22 protein-coding genes are annotated in these 23,244 nt (G+C 54.9%); 12 read left to right on the forward strand and 10 right to left on the reverse strand.

All coding sequences use genetic code 11. The annotated features are described in order from the left end of the window. The first annotated feature begins 13 nt into the window (after positions 1-13). From BLR09_RS16085 to BLR09_RS16095, 3 genes are read left to right on the forward strand one after another with little or no spacing between them, the layout of a single operon-like run. Positions 14-1,198, forward strand: a complete 1,185-nt coding sequence (locus BLR09_RS16085) for a lipoprotein N-acyltransferase Lnb domain-containing protein (protein WP_093204418.1) — start codon at positions 14-16, stop codon at positions 1,196-1,198. Positions 1,199-1,225: 27 nt separating this feature from the next. Next, positions 1,226-2,029, forward strand: coding sequence for an inositol monophosphatase family protein (locus tag BLR09_RS16090; RefSeq protein WP_093204421.1), 804 nt, complete (start codon positions 1,226-1,228; stop codon positions 2,027-2,029). Between the two features lie 46 nt (positions 2,030-2,075). After that, positions 2,076-2,231 (forward strand): FeoB-associated Cys-rich membrane protein, encoded by a 156-nt coding sequence (locus BLR09_RS16095; protein ID WP_143011118.1) that lies wholly within the window; start codon positions 2,076-2,078, stop codon positions 2,229-2,231. A 136-nt stretch (positions 2,232-2,367) separates the two neighbouring features. On the opposite strand, the gene BLR09_RS16100 is transcribed toward BLR09_RS16095, so the two are convergent. Continuing rightward, positions 2,368-2,865 (reverse strand): NADPH-dependent FMN reductase, encoded by a 498-nt coding sequence (locus BLR09_RS16100; RefSeq protein WP_093204426.1) that lies wholly within the window; start codon positions 2,863-2,865, stop codon positions 2,368-2,370. Between the two features lie 144 nt (positions 2,866-3,009). Here BLR09_RS16100 and polA point away from each other — a divergent pair, with 144 nt between their 5' ends. The 5 genes from polA to BLR09_RS16125 all read left to right on the forward strand — a co-directional run bounded on the left by polA (position 3,010) and on the right by BLR09_RS16125 (position 9,009). Then, positions 3,010-5,826, forward strand: coding sequence for a DNA polymerase I (gene polA, locus BLR09_RS16105; protein WP_093204428.1), 2,817 nt, complete (start codon positions 3,010-3,012; stop codon positions 5,824-5,826). Positions 5,827-5,897: 71 nt separating this feature from the next. Next, a complete protein-coding gene (locus BLR09_RS16110; RefSeq protein ID WP_093204431.1) occupies positions 5,898-6,401 on the forward strand; it encodes a DUF5004 domain-containing protein in 504 nt (167 codons plus the stop codon). A gap of 172 nt (positions 6,402-6,573) precedes the next feature. Beyond that, complete coding sequence (locus BLR09_RS16115; protein WP_093204433.1) at positions 6,574-7,557, forward strand: dihydrofolate reductase family protein; 984 nt, start codon at positions 6,574-6,576, stop codon at positions 7,555-7,557. A 422-nt stretch (positions 7,558-7,979) separates the two neighbouring features. Further along, on the forward strand, positions 7,980-8,468 hold the full coding sequence (locus tag BLR09_RS16120) for a DinB family protein (RefSeq protein ID WP_093204436.1): 489 nt from the start codon (positions 7,980-7,982) through the stop codon (positions 8,466-8,468). An 88-nt stretch (positions 8,469-8,556) separates the two neighbouring features. Further along, positions 8,557-9,009: a hypothetical protein gene (locus BLR09_RS16125; protein ID WP_093204438.1), complete on the forward strand. Its 453-nt coding sequence runs from the start codon at positions 8,557-8,559 to the stop codon at positions 9,007-9,009. 59 nt (positions 9,010-9,068) lie between these two features. Here BLR09_RS16125 and BLR09_RS16130 read toward each other — a convergent pair whose 3' ends face one another. The 6 genes from BLR09_RS16130 to BLR09_RS16155 form a co-directional block, all read right to left on the reverse strand. After that, on the reverse strand, positions 9,069-10,124 hold the full coding sequence (locus tag BLR09_RS16130; RefSeq protein WP_093205312.1) for a glycoside hydrolase family 76 protein: 1,056 nt from the start codon (positions 10,122-10,124) through the stop codon (positions 9,069-9,071). Positions 10,125-10,188: 64 nt separating this feature from the next. Beyond that, positions 10,189-10,521, reverse strand: coding sequence for a winged helix-turn-helix domain-containing protein (locus BLR09_RS16135; protein ID WP_093205315.1), 333 nt, complete (start codon positions 10,519-10,521; stop codon positions 10,189-10,191). An 87-nt stretch (positions 10,522-10,608) separates the two neighbouring features. After that, the gene (locus BLR09_RS16140; RefSeq protein ID WP_093204441.1) at positions 10,609-11,862 is read right to left on the reverse strand and encodes an MFS transporter; all 1,254 of its coding nucleotides are present in this window, start codon (positions 11,860-11,862) and stop codon (positions 10,609-10,611) included. A 22-nt stretch (positions 11,863-11,884) separates the two neighbouring features. Continuing rightward, on the reverse strand, positions 11,885-12,121 hold the full coding sequence (locus tag BLR09_RS16145) for a hypothetical protein (protein WP_093204443.1): 237 nt from the start codon (positions 12,119-12,121) through the stop codon (positions 11,885-11,887). Between the two features lie 15 nt (positions 12,122-12,136). Further along, positions 12,137-12,730 carry a TetR/AcrR family transcriptional regulator gene (locus tag BLR09_RS16150; RefSeq protein ID WP_093204446.1) on the reverse strand — a complete coding sequence of 198 codons (594 nt, stop codon included), beginning with the start codon at positions 12,728-12,730 and terminating at the stop codon, positions 12,137-12,139. A 94-nt stretch (positions 12,731-12,824) separates the two neighbouring features. Then, positions 12,825-15,353: a DUF5686 and carboxypeptidase-like regulatory domain-containing protein gene (locus BLR09_RS16155; RefSeq protein ID WP_176785575.1), complete on the reverse strand. Its 2,529-nt coding sequence runs from the start codon at positions 15,351-15,353 to the stop codon at positions 12,825-12,827. A gap of 291 nt (positions 15,354-15,644) precedes the next feature. On the opposite strand from BLR09_RS16155, the gene BLR09_RS16160 reads away from it, so the two are divergent. Continuing rightward, entirely contained in the window at positions 15,645-16,205 is a 561-nt protein-coding gene (locus tag BLR09_RS16160; RefSeq protein WP_394331411.1) for a type 1 glutamine amidotransferase domain-containing protein, read from the forward strand. Positions 16,206-16,287: 82 nt separating this feature from the next. Continuing rightward, positions 16,288-16,452, forward strand: coding sequence for a hypothetical protein (locus BLR09_RS25535; protein WP_176785576.1), 165 nt, complete (start codon positions 16,288-16,290; stop codon positions 16,450-16,452). A 70-nt stretch (positions 16,453-16,522) separates the two neighbouring features. Here BLR09_RS25535 and mog read toward each other — a convergent pair whose 3' ends face one another. From mog to metG, 3 genes are all read right to left on the reverse strand, one after another. Then, positions 16,523-17,065 carry a molybdopterin adenylyltransferase gene (mog, locus tag BLR09_RS16165; RefSeq protein ID WP_093204453.1) on the reverse strand — a complete coding sequence of 181 codons (543 nt, stop codon included), beginning with the start codon at positions 17,063-17,065 and terminating at the stop codon, positions 16,523-16,525. Next, complete coding sequence (locus tag BLR09_RS16170; RefSeq protein WP_093204455.1) at positions 17,049-18,644, reverse strand: hypothetical protein; 1,596 nt, start codon at positions 18,642-18,644, stop codon at positions 17,049-17,051. The genes mog and BLR09_RS16170 overlap by 17 nt, the downstream gene beginning before the upstream one ends. A gap of 108 nt (positions 18,645-18,752) precedes the next feature. After that, positions 18,753-20,795: a methionine--tRNA ligase gene (gene metG / locus BLR09_RS16175; protein ID WP_093204457.1), complete on the reverse strand. Its 2,043-nt coding sequence runs from the start codon at positions 20,793-20,795 to the stop codon at positions 18,753-18,755. A 46-nt stretch (positions 20,796-20,841) separates the two neighbouring features. Here metG and BLR09_RS16180 point away from each other — a divergent pair, with 46 nt between their 5' ends. Next, positions 20,842-22,125 carry a serine hydrolase domain-containing protein gene (locus tag BLR09_RS16180; protein WP_093204459.1) on the forward strand — a complete coding sequence of 428 codons (1,284 nt, stop codon included), beginning with the start codon at positions 20,842-20,844 and terminating at the stop codon, positions 22,123-22,125. 81 nt (positions 22,126-22,206) lie between these two features. Then, positions 22,207-23,223, forward strand: a complete 1,017-nt coding sequence (locus BLR09_RS16185) for an NAD-dependent epimerase/dehydratase family protein (RefSeq protein WP_093204461.1) — start codon at positions 22,207-22,209, stop codon at positions 23,221-23,223. The last annotated feature ends 21 nt before the right edge of the window (positions 23,224-23,244 follow it).

Genomic DNA, 23,244 nt, shown 5'->3' on the forward strand with positions numbered 1-23,244 from the left:
CAAACATTGATTTATGTCTTTTCGCCGTCTTTTCCTCCTGTTTTTCTTCCTGTTACCGGCCGGATTACATGCGCAGCAACTCAGCCCGCAGGCAAAGACCAGCCTGATTACGGTAGGACCGGGGAATTATATCTACACCTTTTTCGGCCATACGGCAATCTGGATCTACGACCCGCTTCTGGGTGTAGACCGGGTGTATAACTACGGGACGTTCGACTTCCGTGCGTCGGGTTTTTACTGGAATTTTCTCCGGGGAAACCTGCCTTATAAGTTGTCCGTCTCTCCGCTCGACTACCCCGATCCTCAATACAGCCAGCTCGAATACTGGAAGTCGGAAAACCGGAAAGTCACCGAACAGGAACTGAACCTGTCTCCGGCTCAGAAGCAAAAGCTCTATCAGATCCTGGAAATCAACGCCCTCCCGGAAAATAATACCTATCAGTACCGGCCGTATTACGATAACTGCTCGACCCGCCCGCGGGACAAAATACTGGAAGCCGCGGGCGACAGTATCCGCCTGGACTCAACCGATGTCTTTCTGCTGGGGAAATCGTACCGCTCATGGATGAATGATTACCTCGCCGAAAGCCCCTGGTCCAAACTGGGGCTGAATTTCCTCCTTGGGTACCCGATTGATAAGGTAACTACCCTGGGTGAGTCGACCTATATTCCCGACAACCTATTCCGGCTGATGGAGCATGCGACCGTCCGCCGGGCCAACGGTACCAGCGCTAAACTGGTGGGAAAAACAACGGTATTATTCGAGGCAAAGCCGGAAACAACGGGCTTTCTGTGGAAGGCCGTCTTCTGGATCGTAATGGCGTCGCCGCTGGTGTATGTCATCCTACGGAAGAAAAGCCTGCGGGCCGGTGGCGCGTTTGACCGGTTCCTCCTGGCACTGACGGGTGTTATCGGCGTCATTCAGCTATTGCTTTGGTTTGGTACCAAGCATGGCATTACCGATCTGAATTACAGCCTGTTTGTATTCAATCCGGGTAATATCGTGGCACTGGCGCTGCTGAAGCGCCGGTTGAAATGGGTTTCCTATTACTTTATCGCGGCGATGGTTTTTCTGGCCGTCGGCCTGATGATTTACATTATTCTGTGGCAGGGTACGTGCGGACTCGTCTTTCTCATGATTACGCTGTTCGGCCGGTACCGCGTACTGGCCTCACGCAAGCATTACGGTATTCAATAACGGCTCCCCGGGAGCGGCTTCTTTTCTATGAATCTTGAAAAACTAACCCAGGACGTCAATCAACTGGCCCGGTCAGCCGGCGAGTTTATGCTCAACGAGCTGAAGAGCTTTGATCCTTCCAAAATCGAACACAAATACGGAGAGAATTTCAATCTCGTTTCGTATGTCGACAAGGAAACGGAAGCCCGCCTCGTCGAAGGACTGTCCCGGCTCATTCCCGGTTCAGGCTTTATCACCGAAGAAGGAACGGTGGAACAGGCGAAGGATGAAGAATTTGTTTGGGTCATCGATCCACTCGACGGCACCACCAATTTCCTCCATGCCTATCCGCAGTTCTGCACCAGTATCGGATTGATGCAGGGAGGGAAGATTATTTCCGGCGTGATCTATGAGCCTTTCCGGGACGAAATGTTCTTCACCTGGAAAAACGGCGGCGCCTGGATGAATCGCGAGCGCCTGGCTGTTTCGAAGGTATCGGCGGTACAGCACAGCCTGCTGGCCTGCGGATTTCCGAGCCGGCAAAACCAGAAGACGGAAGCGTACATGTCCATGATTCAGAAAATCACGCGGGAATCACACGGTTTCCGCCGGATCGGTTCCGCCGCGCTTGATTTGGCCTATACCGCCCGCGGCTGGTTTGAAGGCTATTTTGAGTATAACCTCAACAGTTGGGACATGGCAGCGGGCGTGTTACTGGTAGAAGAAGCCGGCGGCCAGGTGACTGATTTTCAGGGGGGAGATAATTACCTCTTTGGCGGAGAAATTATTTCTTCCAATACCTTGATTCACAAGGAATTGATGGGAATGATTGCAGAAAGCTGGAATCAATGAAACATTACGCCGTTTGTAGGCGTTTATGTACCAAAGTAAAAAAATAATGGAAACGGTCGTTATCGGAATCTTGTTTGTCGGAGCCGTTGCCTGGATGGGTAACAAAATCCGGCGCCAGTTCAGCCTGCGGAAGGAGGGAGGATGTGCGAAAGGTTGTGGAACGTGTGCGGCAGCCAGGCTGAGCGAGGTCAAGGCTGAGTAGGATCGTTTCGTTTGCTTTCATTACCGGTCGGCCCGCAGTTATCGCGGGTCGACCTTTTTTTGTCTGTGTATTCTGTGAAGTCTGTGAGAAAAATAAAAATTGCTCACAGACTTCACAGAATACACAGACAAAATTTTCAGGATTGGTTGAGGGTAGAAAGGAACCGCTCCATCATTTCTTTCAGCTCTACCTGCTGCCCCTCCCAGGTCGTGCGCGCGTTGGGAATAAGTCTGTCTTCTGTAATCGATGCTCCGAGGGTACGGAGAACGAGCAATAACGATTCATGCGCTTTTTCACCTGATAAAGATGCCGTGACCGGAAACGTCGGCTTCCCGTCCCAAACCATACCCGAGACGGTCCAGTCCAGCGCATTTTTCAGTGCGCCGGGCATGGCAAAAACATATTCGGGTGAGCAGATGACGACACCGTCGGCCTTCGCCAGGCGGTCTTTCCAGCGCGCAACAGCCTCCGGATCTTCCGTGACGTCGGGGTTGAAAGCCGGAAGCTGGTCCAGTTCGTCGTAAAAATCCCACGAAACGCGGTCTGCAGAAACGGAGTGGAGGTACTGCAAAATGTCCTGGTTCACCGACCGGGAACGAAGGCTGCCGGAAACGGCAAGGAGACGGAGTGACATACAAAACGGGTTGTGGAATCCGTAACCCCAAACCGGCCCGGAATGGTTGCAGACCCCGGCTTTTTATTTACCTGCCGGAGTCGGAGGAATAACCGAAACCTTGGTTTCAACCACTATCTTGCGCCCAAGAAACGTTGCGGCTGCATGAAAAAATTATTCCTCCTGGACGCGATGGCCCTGATTTACAGAGCCCACTTTGCGTTTGCGAAAACTCCGCGGATTACCTCGACCGGTTTGAATACCAGCGCTGTATTCGGCTTTACGAATACCCTGCTGGAACTGCTGAAGAAAGAAAACCCCACGCACCTCGGGGTGGCCTTTGATACGCCGAAGCCTACCTTCCGGCATGTCCGCTACGAACTCTACAAGGCCCAGCGCCAGGAACAGCCTGAGGATATTACCACGGCGATTCCGTATGTGAAACGCCTTTGCGAAGCTCTGTGTATTCCGGTACTTCAGCTCGACGGGTATGAGGCTGACGACGTCATCGGAACGCTTGCCAAAAAGGCTTCCAATTCCTTCGAAGTATACATGATGACACCCGACAAAGACTACGGGCAGCTCGTCGAAGAACATATCAAACTCTATAAACCGGCTTTTCTCGGCAAAGACGTCGAGATCATGGGGCCGAAGGAGGTATGCGACCGGTGGGGTATCTCCGACGTACACCAGGTCGTGGATATTCTGGGACTCATGGGCGATGCGGTGGATAATATCCCCGGTATTCCCGGAGTCGGTGAGAAAACGGCCGTCAAACTCATCAATGAATACGGATCGGTCGAAAACCTCATCGCCAATGCCGATCAGTTGAAGGGAAAACTGGGCGAAAACGTCCGGAATTTCGCTGAGCAGGGGCTCTTGTCGAAGGAACTGGCGGTTATTGAGCAAAATGTTCCGATCGATTTTGTCGAAACAGAACTTGAACTCTGCGAACCGAACCGGGAAATGCTCTCGGCCTTGCTCGACGAACTGGAGTTCCGGACGCTTCGCCGTCGTTTGCTGGGTGACGAGCCCGGTGTAGCGGCGCCCGTCGCACCCAAAGCCGCCAAGCCGAAACCCGCCGGGCAGATGGATCTTTTCGGCGGAGGAGCGGTTGAAGTAGCCGTGGTTGTCGAAGTAGCGGAGGAAACGGAAACCGGCGGCAAGCGTACCATTCACGATACCCTGCACGACTACCGGCTGGTCGATACGCCTGAGTTGCGCCGCTCCCTTGCACATTTTCTCAACCTCCAGGAAATCATCTGTTTCGATACCGAGACGACGGACGTATCGGCGGTGGAAGCGGACCTGCTCGGCCTGGCTTTTTCTTACCGGAAGGGAGAGGGCTTTTATGTTCCCGTTCCCGAAAACCGGGAGCAGGCTCAGGCGATTGTAGAGGAGTTCCGGATGGTATTCGAGAACGAATCGATCGAAAAAATCGCGCAGAATATCAAGTATGACCTAACGGTGTTGTCGCACTACGGCATCGAGGTAAAAGGAAAGCTGTACGATACCATGCTGGCCCACTACCTCATCGAGCCGGAGAAGCGGCATAACATGGATATTCTGGCGGAAACATACCTGCATTATACGCCCGTTTCGATCGAGGAACTGATCGGAAAGAAGGGTAAAACGCAGGGGAATATGCGGGATGCCGACCTTGAAAAAGTCAAGGAATACTCGGCGGAAGACGCCGATATCACCTTCCAGTTGCATCGCCGGCTGAACCCGATTCTGGCTCAGAACGACAAGCTTGTCCGTCTGTTTGAAGACGTGGAAATGCCGCTGGCGCGTGTGCTTTCGGAAGTAGAGCTGGAAGGAGTAAGACTTGATGTAGACTTCCTCCGCGACTTGTCGGCCAAACTCGACAACGACCTGCGTGAAACCCAGCAAAAGGCCTGGGAGCTGGCGGGTACGGAGTTCAATATCTCGTCCCCGAAACAACTCGGTGAGATTTTGTTCGAGAAACTACAACTCGATCCCAAAGCCAAGAAGACCAAAACCGGGCAGTACATGACCGGGGAAGAGGTACTCGTGACGTTGGAGTCGAAACATGAAATCGTTCGGAAAATTCTTGATTTTCGGGAGTTTCTGAAACTGAAGTCGACCTATGTCGATGCGCTGCCGACGCTGGTATCGCCCCGTACGGGTCGCCTGCATACGAGCTTTAACCAGGCCGTGACGGCGACGGGCCGGTTATCTTCCAACAACCCGAACCTTCAGAATATTCCGATCCGGACCGAACGCGGGCGGGAAATCCGCCGGGCGTTTATTCCCCGGGATGAGGAGCACGTGATTCTGTCAGCTGACTATTCCCAGATCGAGCTTCGGATTATGGCGGCTTTTTCGGGAGATGCCAGTATGATGGAGGCGTTTAACCGGGGCGAGGACGTCCACAAGGCTACGGCGAGCAAAGTATTCAACGTACCCATCGATCAGGTGACGTCGGATATGCGGCGGAAAGCGAAGACGGTCAACTTCGGGATCATCTACGGGGTATCGGCTTTCGGGCTGTCCCAGCAGGTGGAAGTATCCCGGACAGAGGCCAAAGAGCTGATTGATAACTACTTCCGGGAGTTTCCGGCTGTCAAGCGGTACATGGATGATAGTATTCTCCGTGCCCGTGACCTGGGCTATGCCGAGACAGTACTCGGTCGCCGGAGGTACCTGCCGAATATCAACTCGGCGAATATTACCGACCGCGGCTATGCCGAACGAAACGCCATCAATGCGCCTATTCAGGGCTCCGCGGCGGATATCATGAAAGTAGCGATGGTAAAAGTGCAGGAGTTTATGCGGAACGAGAAACTGAAATCCCGCATGATTCTCACCGTGCATGATGAATTGGTCTTCGATGCACACCGGTCGGAAATCGACTACCTGAAAGAACGCGTCAACGACCTGATGATTCATGCCCTGCCGCTGTCGGTGAAGATGGATACCGGCATGGGAGTGGGCGCCAACTGGCTCGAAGCCCATTAAAATTCACGTCCGAATCAAACGAAAAACTAATTTTACAACGTTATTCCCCTGTTTTGAACCAATAGCCAGATATGAAAAAAAGTTTGCTTGCGCTGCTCGTCCTGTTCGCCTTTGTAACCGGTTGCAAAAAGGACGACGACAAAAATCCCTCAGCCGACACCAAAACCCTGCTGACCAAGACCTGGATCGCTTCGAAAGTGGCCGGTAATGCCAGCGGTATTTCCATTACCGTTTACACCCGGGGCGCGTCGACCAACCTGTACGACAAGTTCAAGAACTTCTCCGTATCGCTGAAATCCGATGGCACCTATTCCAGCAATGACACCGAAGGAACGACGACGACCGGTACCTGGGCGTTGTCTTCGGACAACAAGACCCTGACCCTGACGGCTTCCAACGGCGCCAAGGTGGTGTATACGGTCAATTCGGTTTCTTCGACGGCTGCTTCTTTCAAGTATACCATCGACTTGAACGCGCAGTCGACGTTCGTTACGGCGATCGTACAACTGGCTGCTGCTCAGGGTGTAACCGTGAAGACCGGGGATTACCTGACGTTTGATGTCATTCCTCAGTAAGAAATTTTTAGCAGGGAGAAAGGCGGGGAGACCCGCCTTTTTTCGTTGGAAGAGGGTCGTCGGGGTAGTCGCACTATTTTTGGGAGCGACAAATTTCCATCTTTGGACACCGGCGTATTCCATTCATTTTGACGACCTCCTGCGAAGCGGGAGTATTTCCAACCTGTAAGTCATGGGAACCCTCAAATCTGTTGTCCACCTTTCCCTCGATGGATTCGTTGCCCGGCCCGGCGGCGATCTCAGTGCTTTTCCGTCCGGAGCTGAAAACCTGGCGTTTGTCAACGAACTGACTGATACGGCGGATGTCGGATTGTTCGGCCGGAATTCCTTCGAACTCCTTGATACACACTGGCCCGGCGCGAAGGATCTTCCGGGTGCTACTCAGGAAGAAATTAGCTATTCCAACTGGTATAACCGGGTGCGGAAAGTGGTGGTAACGGATTCCGGTTCTCCGGAAGGCACGGAGACCTTCCCGAGGGATTGCGCCGCACACGTCCGTCAGCTGAAGGCTTCGACGGCAGGGGATATTCTGTTGTTCGGCAGCCCTAGTGTCACCCGCTACCTTTTGAGTAAAAGCTTGATCGATGAGCTGTGGATATTCATCAATCCGGTGTTGTTTGGAGAGGGAATTCCGCTGTTTCCGGCGTCTTCCGAAACGACGCGGCTGGCGCTGACGATGCTCAAAAAGTTTCCAAATGGAGAGATTGTGATGAATTACAGGCTGTTACCTGTCGTGGCAAAAGAGACATTGCGGGCGGAAGTAACGGTGCGGCAACCGATCGATGTAGCCTGGCTGGCATGGACCAGCCCGGAGGCGATCCGGGAGTGGAACATTCCGTTCGACCACTGGCATACGCCCCGTGCCGAGAACGACCTTCGTCCGGGAGGCGCATTTTTTTACCGCATGGAAACGAAAGACGGCAGTGAGGGTTTTGACTACCGCGGCCGGTACGACCGGATTGAGTTTCAGGAGTTGATTACCCTCACGCTCGCTGACGGACGGAAATCGTTCATCCGTTTTGCCTCCGATGGCAAGCGCACCATCGTGACCGAACAGTTTGAACCAGAAGCGGATACCCCGCCGGAACTGCAAAAGGAATTTTGCCAGAAGGTACTGGAGCGGTTCAAGGCATATGTGGAGGGGAAAGGGATATAGTATCGGCAGATGACCCCGGAGGGGTCGAAGGTTATTAACCCTGGGTAGATACCCGGGGATCTGCCCGAAGCTGGTGCCGAAGCAGGTACCCGAGCTGGAATCTCCGGGCTGGAATCTCCGAGCTGGAATCCCTGGGCTGGAATCCCTGGGCTGGAATCCCCGAGCTGGAATCCCCGGGCGCAGCCCGGGGTTACTGGCGTTTGACCCCTTCGGGGTCGGTGGTGCGGCGAGCTTCCCGGAGATATTATCTCAGTTCGCAGAATAGATCGTTTCCGGCTGAAAAAATGGCAGCCCGATGGGGTCACAAAACTGGAGCCGATCCGGAGAAATTGGGCGCTCCCCGGGCCACTCCGCTGGCCTGGGCGCGGAAAAAAGAACACTTGGAAATCGAACGAATCCTGATGAATCAACCCTAATTCCGTATGCTCGACATCCTCAAGGAAGGTCTCCGAAACCAGCTGGGCGCTGCGATCGACATGCTTGAAAATGCCATCCGGCGGTGCCCCGGCGAGCATTGGGAAACCAACCAGTTCTGGTATCACGCCTTTCACTGCCTGTTTTTTCTGGATTATTACCTGGCGGAAGACCCGCCGTCGTTCACGCCACCGCTGCCTTTCGACGAATCGGAGTTTGAAGACCGCATGCCCGACCGTATTTATACGCAAGAGGAGCTGCTGGACTACCTCGATAAGAGCCGTCGCCATTGCTACGCGCAGATTTCCGGTCTGACGAACGAAGGGTTGACCGCCCGCTGGATCAACTCCTCCGGTTCCATGAACTATTCCCGACACGAAATACTCCTCTACAACCTCCGGCATACCCAGCACCATGCCGCGCAGCTGAATCTCCTCCTCCGGCAAACCATCAACGACGCGCCGGAATGGGTTTTCCGGGCCGGGGAGCACTTCTGACAGTTCAGCCTGCATTTGGCACAACTCGCGGAAAACGCCCGAACAAAACGGAAAAACGGCCGGTTGCTTCCCCGAAAACCGTTTTTCCATGCCGAACATTACCGAATCATACTGGCTGTCCGAGCAGCAGCTGCTCGTCACGCACATCAGCGGGGATATTACCCGCGCCGAAGTCGAATACTGGGAAGATTCCCTTCACCAGGCCCTCGCGGAAATCCCGGACGATACGTCCTTCAAAATCTTCATTAACCTCTACGGTTTCAAGGCAACAGACCTGGATGCTCACAAACGGTTCCGGACAATTGTGCCGGCTACCCTGGCTACCTACGGCTGGAAAGTAGGCTATGTCGACCTGTTTGCGGAAGAAGCCAAAGGGCTTGAAATCCGCTATACTCGCGGCATCCGTTGTACCGGAGCAGCACATGTGCACCAGGATGATACCAAGATCGACCGGTACGAAGCCGAATTCAGCAGCCCGCGGGAGCGGTTCTTCACCGATCCCGAAACGGCGCGGAAGTGGATCGAAGGACTCGCGATGTAAGTACCAGTTGAAAGAAAAAGAGCCGCCGGAATTCCGGCGGCTCTCATCCTGTCGATATACTACTTCAACTGTTCCAGCCGTGCAAACATCTCCATGACAGCGGCCTGATCGATGAGGGTCTTCCGGGCTTTTTTGCCGATCAGATTGGTGGCGGGATCCCGCTCCTCTGCCCAGATACGGTTCAGGTCTTTCTCGAACAACGCGATAAACGCCCGGTTATGATCAATATGGTATAGTTCGATGTACCCGCGAAGGAGCACGGCGTTGAACCAATGGTGGTCCGGAAAACGACCCTTCCGGAAAAAGTATGCTTCGCTTGCTTTGGCAATCGTCTGAGCTTCTGTGAGATAGGCCTTTTCGCCCGTCAGCCGGTACAAAATAGCGGCCGATTGCAGCATGGTACCCGTATTGTAGGTATACCGGGCCGAATCGATGGTCATTTTCGGGAGCTTGAGGGCATCGTAATAAAGACCGTCCGGCGCGCGGAGGCGATCGTGCGTCCAGGTATAGATTTTCCGGGCGACGGTGAGGTACTCCGGCTTTTTCGTCAGTTCATACAACTGCAGGGCAACCAGCACGCCCGGGCCGTTGGAACAGGTGTTCTTGGTGGTTTTGTCGTCCTCCTTCCAGTAAATACCACCGCCGGCCTGCTCGTCGTAGCCGGTCATCATGAAGCGGTAAATACGCTCGCCGAGTTCCAGGTATTCCGGCTTTTTCGTACGCCGGTAGGCGTCGAGCGCGGCTATGGCAACCCATTGATTATCATCGTAAAAGCGGGTGTCTTTCCCGGCTTTGGCAATATAGGCCTGGTAGCCGGACGCAGGCGGCGCGTCGTTCCGGTACTGTTCAATAGCGTTCAGAACCGTCGGCATGTAGTGCAGCGACGGCTGAATCTGCTCGGCTTCCGTGGCAGCCTGAATCAGGGCACAGAGCGGCCAGAGGTAGGAGACGGGCTTTTCGTTGTGTTTGGGATCGTTGGTTTCGAGGTAAAGACCGGTAGCCGGTTGATAGAATACCTGCTGGATAGCTTGCCGCAGCTGATCGACGCGCGCCGCATACGGCTGCTGTGCCCAGGCCTGCAGCGGAAACAGCAGGCAAATGGCCCATTTTTTCATGAGGAGAAGAGGCTTTTTAAAGGAATAGCGGAAAGACCTTTCTTTCAACTCAGTATCCCGGAAATTACGGCAAAAGGTCCGCGCATTCGGTTTCCAGAAAATGCCGGAAACGACGGTGCAGCTCACCGTACCGCTCCAGCCACCGGAGCCCTTCCGCACTCAGGACACTGCCACCGCCTTTTTCGCCGCCGGTCTGGGTGACGACAAGCGGTTCCGGCGCTTGTTTGTTCATGGACTGGACAAGGTCCCAGGCCCGCTTGTACGACATGCCCATCGCTTTGGCGGAGGCCGAAAGCGAGCCTGTTTCCCGGATGTGCGTCAGCAGTTCCCACCGGCCGATGCCGATGAAGCGTTCGTCTCCTTCGATCCAGATCCGGCCGTTCAGTTGGAATTTCATGGTGTAAAAATCCGGATTTGCCGGCATTTCTTCCACCAAAGACATAAAAAAAGGCCGGCACAACGGCCGGCCTTCGGGGAAGAAAGATCAGGCAGGAACATTCGCCGGTTTCTGGGCGAGCGTCCGCTGAACCATGCGGTTGACGAGATACATCATGCCAATACCAATGATCATCCCGCCGATGACGACATAACTCAGGGTATCATACTGTTCAAGCTTGCCACCGGGTGTTTCGACGACGATGAAGCCGGCCACAGCCGAGCCGATACCGCCGGCGATCTGCTGTACCGAGGAGTTGATACTCATGAAGGCGCCCCGGTCTTTCGGCTGGGGTACGGCTGTCATCAGTGCGGAGGAGGAAATAATCCGCGACGTAATGCCCATGAACAACAGGATATTAATGCCAATGACAGTGAGAATAGGCGTGATGCCGAGGTTCCCGTAAATACCCGTCATAATCATCGACAAAACAGAGCCGATCACAAAAAGCCGGTACTTTCCGACGACGTCCGAGTACTTCCCGATCAGCGGTCCCGCAATCATCGAACTGATACCGGTAATGATGTAGATCATCGGCAGTTTCTCGAACGGAATCCCCAGGTTGTGAATGCTGAACGCACTCGCAAAGGGCATCAGCATATAGCCGCCCATTGCCAGGAGGGTAGTCGCCGAAAAAGCCAGCAGGTAATTCGGCTGGGAGAGCGTCCTGCCGAGGTGCTCGAACGCGTTGTGGTCCTGGTTAAGTTTCAGGTGGCCGTCAATGGGCTTGAGACGTACGAAAATCAGAACCGCGACAATCGCACTCAGGATCACGATCATGGAAAACGGTGCATGCCAGCCGAAATGATTGGCCAGGTAGAGCCCGATCGGAATGCCGAGTACCTGACTGCTGGCAAAGGCCATCTGCACAAAGCCCATCACCCGGCCCCGCATCGCAAGCGGAAACAGGTCGGTGATGATCGCCGCACAGATAGATCCGATCACGCCGCCGAATATTCCCGTAAAAATCCGGGAAAAGAGCAGAAACGTATACGTATCCGCGATACTACAGAAAAACGTACCGACGATAAACCCGGCGTAGAAAAACAGCAGCAGTTTTTTCCGGTCGAACTTGTCGGCAAAACCCGCTGCGAGCAGTCCGGACGCGCCGGCGCTGAACGCATACGCTGACACAACCCAGCCAAATTGCTGGGGAGAAATATGCAGCGACGGCATCAGAATGGCCCCGAGGGGCGAGAGCACCATAAAATCGAGGATGATGCTGAACTGGAGAATGGCCAGGATGGCGATCACAAAAGCTTCGTACTTCGTGAAGGCTCTGGACGTTTCAGGTGAATTCATGACAGAGTATGTAGCTATAAAATCAGTCGGGAAGTTCCTCGCAGGTGAATCCTTTGGCTCCCAGCAGACGGATGACGTCGGGAGCGGTCAGGGTATTAGACACGATCCGGAGGACTTTGTCAACATCTTCCAGGTCGACGTTCCACCGGAGAATCCGGTCGTCCGTTTCCAGGAGGTCTTCCAGCCGGACCACGTCCGAGGGCGAGTGAACAGAGGTTTTGAAAACGAGGATGTCGAGCGCATGGGTACCGATATGCATGACGACGGCTGTTACTCAGGGAGTCAGGGCTTTCAGGACCAGCTGCATTGTCTGAAGGAGCAACTCTTCAGTCAGGACAAACGGCTCGTGGTTCGGAAAACTGCGCCCCTGAAAGTGAAACTTAATGAGTTGATACAAAGGCGAAAAGGCAATAGACCAGTACGCTTCAAACGGCATACGGACCAGTTCCCCACGTACGACATTGTTCCGTACAAACTGGCCGAGAACGTCAGACATCTCCGTCCCGATCAGCTCCATGGCGCGGCTGTGGTAGGGAGAGTGCCGGATTTGTTCGGTGAACGCTACCGACCACTTGTTGGCCATACAGAAACGTGCCCGGTTCAGCCACTGAATCCGGAGGCCGTCACCGAACGACATCTGCGGATCAAAATTCTCCAGCGTCGCCCGGAACATTCTCAGGGTTTCTTCTACACATACCTGCACGATGAGGTCGTCCCGGTCCTTGTAGTAGATGTACAGCGTCGCCGGTGACACCCCTGCCGACTTCGCCAGCTTCTGCATACTCAGCCCGTCCAACCCCTGCTCGGCAATCATTTCGATGGCTTTCTGCCGGATAGCGCGTTCTTTCTGTTCGTCCTTTGGTCTCATTTCGGGGACGAATATATAAATGAACGTTTGTTTATTTAAAAAAATAACGGAATATTTTTCAGGAGAAGGAAAAAGAGAACGTGAAGGTTCCTTTTCAGAAGCTGAAATGTACGCTGGCTTTAATGGCAAAATCCCGGCCCCCGATATCCCTGTACGTGAGGCGGTGCAGGGCTGTCACCCGGAAGATCCGGAAGATGTTTTCCACGCCATATCCGACTTCGACATACGGCTTGGACGGATCGAGCGAACTGTATTCGTAGTGCGTCCGCTGCGGAATTTTCAGTTTGTCGACCAGGTTCTGGTTGGATGCGCTTTGCTCACCCACCAGTACGTTCGCCAGCGCAAACGTCCGGAGCTTCCACTTCCGGACGAGCGGCAGCCGGTTGGTCAGCAGCCCGTCGAACGAATGGAAATACTGCATCGACACATACCGGTCCGACACATATTCAAAGAAATCCAGCAGGTTATAGGCATTCCGGTTGAAGAGCCCCGTCGGGTTGCCGAGGTGGGGGAAGAGCAGCATCGGCGGAACGGTAGACGGCGTATACCCGGCCGTAAACCGGTAGTTCGACCGCCCGAGCGTCCCCATCCGGAGCGTCTGGTAGGCCGAAAGCTGGAACCGGTGGTAGTTGAACCGGCCGTTGAGCAGCCCCCGGATACCCCGGGTATACCGCAGGGACAGGACCGGAATCCGTTTGGTACCCAGCGTGACGCGTTCGTTACCGTCCATCAGGTACTGCTCGTTTTTGGCGTAGCGGGCTTCGAGGGTGACAAACGTATCATGGAAATTGGTCAACCGGGGGGAGTTTTCGCCCATTTCCGGCGCCGTCTTATAGAAAAAGGTAAACTGCGGCTCATATTCCCGGGTAGTGAAGGAGCCGGAAACCGTCAGGTTTTTGATGATATCCGATTTGACGAATACTTCCTGGTCGGTCTGCATGTACGCGCCACGCGCTTGCCCGAAGCGGGTGAAGGCATAGAATAGCTTGTTATCCCCGATCATGTCGGGCGTGAGGCCGATGCGTTCGATGTCGTGGTAGTACCTCAGACCGGCAACAGTCCACCGCTTCCGGGAGAAGAGGTAGTTCATTTCTCCGCTGTATTTCAGGCGGTTATCGAGCGTACCATAGGCCACGTGCCCCCGGAATATCCAGTGTTTGCTGAAATGGGGATTCGTCCGGAAACCCAGGCGCAGGCGCAGCCCTTCGATCCTGTTCCAGGCGAAACTGTAGAGGTAGGGGCCGAACTCAATGCCTTCATACTTTTTCCAGCCGGTGGTGGCAAGTTCGGCGATGTCGACATACGTCCGTACAACAGGCAGGTTTTTGACGGTATCGATGAGGTGCCGCGCAATCTGATCTTCTTTCGTCAGTACTTCCGGCCGGTGTTTTTCCCAGAATTCGGGGGTATTGTCGCGGGCATCTTCCGCCACTTCCAGGGCCGGGTTGTAGAAGTCCGGCTCTTTGGGTTTGTTCAGGACGAAATTCCGGTTCGAAATCTGGAATTTGGCCAGCATCCCGGCGGAGTTTTTGGTGAGTTGTTCGATGTCTACCAGAAACCGCGTCCGCATCGGCAGCCACGCGCTTATTTCTCCCTTCGGGCCGGCTACCGGGCCGAGCTCCTGCGAGATTTTCAGTTGCTCGATGTAATTCAGGTTGGCTTCTTTCCCGATGGTCGCTTCGATTTCCCGCAGTGCGTGAAGTGTGGTATCGATCCATAGTTTTCCGCGGAAGGCCAGGTCCTGAGAGCGGCGCGGCTCAAATTCGATTTCATAGCAGACGTCCTGATCGATGACGACGGTATCCGCCAGAAAATAGTCGTACGAACCCTTCCAGTTTTCCCCGATGGGTGAAACCAGGTCTTTCCCCAGAAACGTGATGAAGTTATGGTAGAAATTGAAACTCTGGAGGAAGTTCCCGCCGATGAGCTGGGAAACAAAGGAGCCGTCTTTCACCCCCACGCCCTGCACGTAGGTATGCAGGATGCGTTCCTTTTTCCGTTCGGGCTGACTCCGGTAGTAAAACCGGGAAAAGGTCTCGGAGACAAATGTCGGCAGGAGGGGCTTTCCGTCTTCGCCGGCGAGTTTGTCGGCCTTTTCGAGGGCTTCGTTGATCTTCCGGACCACCTTCCGCTTGCGGAAACTGTCGGATAGGTTGTCGATATCGATTTCTGTCTTGGTGTAGCTGTCGTACTCGTAGGCATCGAGCTGGTTCCGGTCAAACCGGTCCCGCGTTTTCCGAACTTTCCGGATGATGTCATACGCCGGGTTTTCGCCTGATCGTACCACTACTTCCCGCAGTTGGGAAGCTCCTGCCTCGAGCTGCAGGTGTATTTCCTGTATCCCTGTTTCTGCTGAGACGGCCTTTGCTTTCCGCTTGTATCCCAGGTAAGTACACACCAGCGAATCGCTCGTTTCCCTCGCTTTCAGCACAAAATAACCGTCAAAATTGGCAGTAGTGCCGATGGCCTTCCCGCGAAGCGCCACGCTGGCAAAAGGGATAGGTTCTCCGGTTGCAGCGTCTGTTACACGACCCTTGAATTCGTACTGTCCGGCGACGGGCAGCGCGCACAAAAGCATAAACAGAACAAGCCATCCTTCGGACAACGAAAGGACACGGGACATAAAGGTGGTGGTATTAAGTAATGGGGTATACAAATATGGTTGAATACTTCGGGATAATGACATTTCCACGGCGTTGGTTGGTTTTTTAACAGATTCAGTCGGTAAAAACGGTGATTCGGTCGTGTTTTTGCAGACAAACGGCAGAATGTCAGCCCCTACGCCGGCCCGGGGTTTTTCGGGAACGGCGCGTGGCGGGGCCGGGGCGGAAGAGGAAAATCGGGCAGATTACGCCCGGTCGCCGGCGCAGGAACGGCGTTTTCCCGGAAAAGGAAAACCATTTTCTTTTTGGCTATGGAACAGAAACTGCAAGGAAAGAAAGTAGCGATTCTGGTGACCGACGGTTTCGAGCAGATCGAAATGACGGATCCCCGGCAGGCATTGATCGATGCCGGCGCGCAAACCGTGCTGATTGCGCCCCGGAAAGAGGACGTGAGAGCCTGGGACCACACCAACTGGGGCGATTCGTTCGCAGTGGATCTGCCGCTCGAAAACGCCGATCCGCTTGAATTCGACGCCCTGATGCTGCCCGGCGGCGTCATGAACCCCGACGCCCTGCGGCAGATTCCCGAAGCGGTTGCGTTTGTGGAGCATTTCTTCGAAAATGCCAAGCCCGTTGCCGCGATCTGCCACGCGCCGGCATTGCTGATCGAAGCGGATGTGGTGGAGGGAAGACGACTCACTTCTTACCCATCTCTGCGGACAGATCTCTACAATGCCGGGGCAGAATGGGTAGATGAAGAAGTAGTGACGGACAACGGTCTGGTCACCAGCAGACGTCCGGATGACCTCCCTGCCTTCAACGAGAAAATGATTGAGGAAATCGCTGAGGGTCAGCACGCTCCGTCGTACTGAAGTGCCTGTTCTGGAATGGATTTTTTAGCAGTATCAGTGCCGGTGAAACCGACCGGTACTGAAATCAAAACCTCTTTCAATCATGCAAAAGCAACAGAACCAAGGTGGCCATCAGCAAGGCTCCGGCCATCAGAAAAATGATCAGGACTCGAAGCGCCAGGCTCAGCAATCCGGACAGTCCAAGCCGCAGCAAGGCAAGGATAGCGATCGGAAAGATCAGAGCAAGGAACGGAACAGCCGCCTGTAGTCTGTCCTGAAAAAACGAGAGGCTGTCTCTTTCTGCAAGGGACAGCCTCTTCTGTTTTTATATAGAATGATCAGCTCGATTTGGGCCGGAAAGCGGAAATAACGGCTTCGTCGGTTTCCAGATACGGCCCGCCGATGAGGTCGATGCAATAGGGAACCGCCGGAAATACGGCATCCAGGCATTGCCGGATCGCCGAGGGCTTTCCGGGCAGGTTGATAATCAGGCAGGAACCACGAATACCTGCCGTCTGTCTTGACAAAATCGCAGTCGGTACATACTGGAGACTGACCTGCCGCATAAGCTCGCCGAAGCCGGGCATCATTTTGCGGCAGACGGCTTCGGTCGCCTCGGGTGTGACGTCCCTGGGCGCGGGGCCGGTACCGCCGGAAGTAACTACCAGGCAGCATCCTTCCTGGTCTGCCAGTTCTATCAAGGTCTGTGCAATCAGGTCCTGCTCGTCGGGCACAACCCGGTACACCGGCGTCCAGTGATTTTTGAGGTACTCGCCAAGCGTGGCAAGGATGGCTTTTCCGGGGATGTCTTCGTAGATTCCGGCACTTGCCCGGTCTGAGACATTGATAATCCCGATTTTTATGTCAGCTCCCTGATTCATAGGGTAATAACTTTTCTGGTCCGGAAGCCAGGACGCGGAGGCGGTAGATATGGACCCCGGCAATCTCCGCAACCTGCTCGTAATTCTTCTGCAAATAATGGTATAATTCAGGAAACTTCTGCCCGATATCCGAGGCCTTTGACAACGCGCCGGAGTAGTCTACAAAAAGATCGGGCCGGTTTCGTACCAGATCTGAAAGGTATCTTCTCCGGGACTCCGCGAGGAGTTTCCGGGAGCGGGAAAGGAGAAATTCCACCTGATTTTCCCGGGTGCCCTGCGGCAACTGGCTGAGTACGTGAAGCGCATTGGCCTGACCCCATACCACCAGCCGGGAATCCGGACGTGCCAGATGTACCAGCAGCATGGTTATTTCGTCCTGCTGCCGGGAACCGGCGACGGCGAGGGCCTCGTCGTACACCGTCAACCGATGCTGGGAAAGTGTGGCATACAGCCCACAGAGCAGCCAGACCACGCCCGACAGAAAACTAAATGCGAGCGGCATCGGTGCCAGACGCTGCCGGGTTTCGCTCAGCCACGCAACCAGCCAGGTCAGCGGATAGATGAGCAGCAGAAAACGGCTTGTCCCCGAAGAAAGACTATACAGCAACGCGCCGGTCATCAGTACCCAGACAAGCAGGTCGGGTCGGGTGATCCGTGTTCTTGCCGTCAGCAGGTACCCGACCCAGAGCAACATAATCCCGAGAAACAACGGCAGCTCGATCGCCTGATGCGGCTCGTTCCAGGGAAGCGAGAACGGTGGAAGCTCCCGTCGCCGGAAGTAGTAAAACAGCATGGAATCCACCACCTGCGACAGGCAGATACCGATAAAAAGCAGGCTCAGCGCCAACCCGCCGCCGGAAGCCAGACTCCTGATCAGTACCGCAGCGTTGCCCCGGCGATGCGCCAGACTGATGAGCAGGGCAATAGACGCACAGGTGACTGGTATGGTTGACAGCTGCGTAAACGGTACCAGCGCAAAAATCGCCCCGGAAAGCAGCATAAGCATTTGCCGCCCGTTATCCAGGCCGTATGCACCCAGCGTCATTCCGAGCTGGAGCAATACCAGCGCCGTCAGGTCCGCCCGGTACGCTACCAGCGAAGGGGAGAGGGTCACGGTCAGCAGGCCCAGGGGAAAGATGGCGAGCTGGTAAACAAGCAGCCGCCCCTTCAGCCATTTCCGCAGCATGAGTACCAGCAGTATCCAGGACACCCACGTACACAGCATGGAAGCCAGCCGGCCGAGAACAAATCCCGAAAAACCGGTCAGGTAAGACAGAATCAGCAGAAAATAGGCGTTGAGCGGACCAGCCGTACTGCCGTCGACATCCTTCCAGAATACAGCCGATCCTTTCTGCAATGTCAGCGTTTGGGTAAGGATCAGGTTTTCGTCGGGACTAAGCTCGTGATTGAAGAGAAGGGCCGGCAAACGGCCCGCCAGCAAGGCAATACTACCCAGAATCAGGTAGGTCCACGGCCAGGGTTGCGGGCGGTTCCGGTCAATGAGGAGTTTCTTGCTGTAGATGGCGACAGCAGCGATGCCGACGTAATAGAATACGTCGAAGTGGGCGGAGGAAAACATGTCTGGCGGAACAAGGGTCGGTCAAAAGAAAACACACGGAACGTTCATTCCGTGTGTTTAAAATAAGGAAACTTTTTCCGTTCCGCCAAGCTGTTCGTCCAGTCGGTATCAGGAGACAGATGCGCCGTTCCAGACCGGTTCGCCGGGGCGGATAAACTGAAGTTTGCCGTCGCGGTCTTCCGCCATCAGAATCATCCCCTGCGACTCAATTCCCATCATTTTCCGGGGGGCGAGGTTGGCCAGGAGCGATACCTGCTTCCCGATGATTTCTTCGGGAGAAAAGTGTTCGGCAATGCCGCTGACAACCGTACGGGTGTCCAAACCGGTCTCCAGCGTGAGCTGAAGCAGTTTTTTCGATTTCGGGACGGGTACGGCAGCGACGATGGTCGCAATCCGGATATCCAGTTTTGTGAAGTCGTCGTACGTGATGGCTTCCTTCTGAGGCGCCGGCACCCTGGCGGCGAGTTCGTTCTGCTTTTTGGTGTCGAGCAGCTTCTGCACCTGTGCTTCGATAACGGCGTCTTCGATCTTCTCAAACAGCAGGCCGGTATTGGAAATGGGCTGCCCCGCTTCGAGCAGGCTGAGCTTGCCGGCATTGGCCCAGGACAGCGGTCCGATATGCAGCATTTCCCGCAGGCGCGCCGCCGTGAAGGGGAGGAACGGTTCTGCCAATACGCTGAGGGTAGCCGTCAGCTGCAGGGCCAGGTGCAGAATGGTCGCGGCGCGCTCCGGATTTTCCTTGAGTACTTTCCAGGGCTCGGTGGCAGCGAGGTACTGGTTGCCGAGACGGGCGACGTCCATAAACAGGCCTAATCCTTCCCGGAAGCGGAAATTCTCCAGGGCTTCGGCGATCCGGCCCGGATACAGCGCCAGCTCTTCGAGCATCGCGGTATCGGCTTCGGTCAGCTCGCCGCGTGCGGGTACAGCCGGTCCGAAGTTCTTTTCGGTCAGGACAATGGCACGGTTGACGAAGTTACCTAGAATCGCGACCAGCTCGGAGTTGTTCCGCGTCTGGTAGTCTTTCCAGGTAAATTCCGAATCTTTGGTTTCCGGCGCGTTGGCGATGAGGGTATACCGGAGTACATCCTGCTTGCCGGGCATGTCTTCCAGGTATTCGTGCAGCCAGACGGCCCAGTTCCGGGAAGTAGAAATCTTGTCGCCTTCCAGGTTCATGAACTCATTCGCCGGCACGTTGTCGGCGCCGGGGATAAACCGGCCGTCGGCCATGAGCATCGCCGGGAAAATCAGGCAGTGGAAGACGATATTGTCTTTCCCGATGAAGTGGACGATACGGGTATCTTCCGCTTTCCACCATTTTTCCCAATCAGCGCCTTTCAGTTCTTTCGTGAACGTGATATAGCCGATAGGAGCATCAAACCACACATACATAACCTTGCCTTCGGCATCGGGCAGGGGAACCTTGATGCCCCAGTCGAGGTCCCGGGTCATGGCGCGGGGTTTCAGCCCTTCCTTCAGCCAGGAGCGTACCTGCCCGGCTACGTTCGTTTTCCACTCGGGGTGGCTTTCGACGTAGGTTTCCAGGTCCGGCTGCATCTGATCGAGCGGAAGGTTCCAGTTTTTCGTAGCTTTCAGTACCGGGGCCTCACCCGACAGCATCGAGCGGGGATTTTTGAGCTCAGTCGGGCTGAGGGTACTCCCGCAGCGCTCGCACTGATCGCCATAGGCGTTTTCGTTACCGCAGACGGGGCAGGTACCAACGATGTACCGGTCGGCCAGGAATTGCCCCGCCTTTTCATCGTAATACTGCTCGGTGACTTCCTCCGTAAACTTGCCCTTGTTGTAGAGCTGGAGGAAGATATCCTGAGACATCTCGTGGTGGACCTGTTTCGAGGTCCGGGAATAGATATCAAACGAAATACCGAAGTCGGAAAAGGCCTTGTTGATCTGGTTGTGGTACTTGTCGACTACTTCCTGCGGGGTAATGCCCTCTTTCTGTGCGCGGATCGTAATGGGAACACCGTGCTCGTCCGTTCCGGAAATGAAAGCGACGTCGTCGCCTTTCGTCCGGAGAAAACGGACATATACGTCTGCCGGCACATAGCAGCCCGCCAGGTGGCCGATGTGAATCGGTCCGTTGGCGTAGATAAGGGCCGCGGTGACGGTTGTGCGGTTAAATTTCTTGTCAGGCATGAAATACTGTAATTTGAGGCAAAATTAACTAAACCTGTTAACTCCGATGACTTTCCGGAAAGTTCTGCTCTTTTTATCCGTACTCGTGTCCGCCGCCGGTACGGGTAAAAGCCAGACACTCAACGTTCAAACCAGACCGCAGGTGTTCGCGACCGCCAGAAACCCGGAGAGCCTCGGCTTTTCGGCCGAGCGGTTTGCCCGTATTGACGCGCTGATGCAGGACCACGTCCGGAAAAAGCATATGCCCGGAGCCACGATGATCCTGGTACGAAAAGGACAGATTGTTTACTACAAATCCTTTGGCTACCGTGACGTGGAAGCGGGGGAGGTACTCGACAAAACGGCTATTTTCCGGATTATGTCGATGTCGAAAGCTATTACGTCTGTAGCGATAATGCTACTATATGAGGAAGGAAAACTCCGGCTGGATGACCCGGTTTCACGCTATATACCCAGTTTCAGGAACCCGAAAGTACTGGCCTATTTCAATGCGAAGGATACCACGTGGTCGGGTATTCCGGCCAAACGGGAAGTCACCCTCCGCCACCTGCTGACGCATACTGCCGGCATCAACTACAGCCATCCTCTATACAAAAAGGCCGGAATTCCCGATTTCTTCAGCATAGAACCGAAGCAGATTACCCAAACCATGTCGGCGATGGGCGCGCTGCCGCTCCTCCACGAACCCGGTGAAAAACATACCTATGGCCTGAATACCGACGTACTCGGCGCGGTTGTGGAAATTGTCTCCGGGATGCGCTTCGGCGAATTTCTTCAGAAGCGGATTTTTGAACCGCTCGGGATGGAGGATACCGGTTTTTATCAGCCTGACAGCAAGAAAAACCGCCTCATGCACCTCTATTCCAAACGAAACCAGGACGCTCCGCTCGAACGCCATCCCGACTTCGCCGAAGAAAACTACCCCATCGCAGGTGCAAAAACCTATGAATCAGGCGGTGCCGGTTTGACGTCCACCGTCCTCGACTACGCCAAATTCCTGCAAATGCTGATCAATGGCGGCAGTTTCAACGGAAAACAACTGCTCTCCCGGAAAACCATCGACCTCATGTGCGTCAACCAGATCGGCGACCTGGAGATAGGAGCGGGCAACAAGTTTGGCCTCGGTTTCGAGATCGAAACAGCCCGCGGCAACGCCCAGGCCCCTGGCAGCGTCGGTACCCTTCGCTGGGGCGGCAGAAACTGCTCGGACTACTGGTTCGATCCCAAAGAGCAGATACTCGGGGTCTGGACGACACAGCTGTTGCCAAACGCCATTCCCGGTATCGAGCGGGAGTTCAAGCAACTGGCCTACCAGGCACTGGTGGACTGAAACACCTTTCTGCTTACTTTTGACAGAAATACGGGCTTTGGAACGAACGCGCGAACCGGAATCCCGTCAATTGGAACACGCATGATATTTCTTACCGGAGCCAACGGGCTGATCGGCAGCTTTATAGCCCGCAAATTATTGGCCGACGGGCAGGCAATCCGGGCACTGCGCCGGCCTGACAGCGACCTGTCCCTGCTCGGGGAAGACCAGAACCGGATTGAGTGGGTAGAAGGCGATATACTCGATATTCTGTCCCTCGAACGGGCTGTTGAAGGCTGTACGGAAGTAGTACATACCGCAGCGATTGTCTCTTTTTCACCGAAAGAACGCCGGCAGCTGTACCAGGTAAACGTGGAAGGTACTGCCAACGTCGTAAACGTTTCGCTCGCTGCCGGGGTGCGCAAACTGGTGCATATCAGTTCTGTAGCGGCATTGGGCCGTCCCGAAAAGAACAGCCGTAATGCGGAACAGCCTGTTGAAATAGACGAAGAACAAAAGTGGGAAGAGTCTCCGCAAAACTCGCATTACGCCAAATCCAAGTACCAGGCCGAACTGGAGGTCTGGAGGGGTATCGCCGAAGGCCTTCCCGCGGTGATCGTCAATCCGTCGGTGGTACTGGGCGAGGGCGACTGGTCCCGCAGCAGCACCGCGCTGTTCAAATATGTCTTTGATGAGAAGCCTTTTTACACCGAAGGGACGCTCAATTACGTAGATGTCCGGGACGTGGCCGAAGCCGTATCCCGCCTGCTGGTCAGCGATATTGTCAACGAGCGCTTCATCCTTAGCGGCGGAAAGACGACCTACCGGCAGTTTTTTGCCCTGGCGGCGGAGCAGCTCGGAAAAAAAGCGCCCCGGTTCCGGGTAACGCCCCTGCTGGCGGCAATTGCCTGGCGCGTGGAAGCGATCCGGGGTTTTCTGACCGGAAAAAAGCCGCTCGTTACCCGTGAAACCGCCCGTAGTTCCCTGCATCATTTCTATTATCACAACGAAAAAATACAGGGGCAGACAGGATTAAAATTCCATTCGCTCGAAGAAACCACCGCCCGGATCGCGGCGGCCTTTCTCCGGCGTTCGGAGCAGATACCTGCCGGCCGGTAAAATTTGGCAGTGCTTTAAAAA

Source organism: Siphonobacter aquaeclarae (genome assembly GCF_900103285.1).
In the GTDB taxonomy this organism is placed as follows: Bacteria; Bacteroidota; Bacteroidia; order Cytophagales; family Spirosomataceae; genus Siphonobacter; species Siphonobacter aquaeclarae.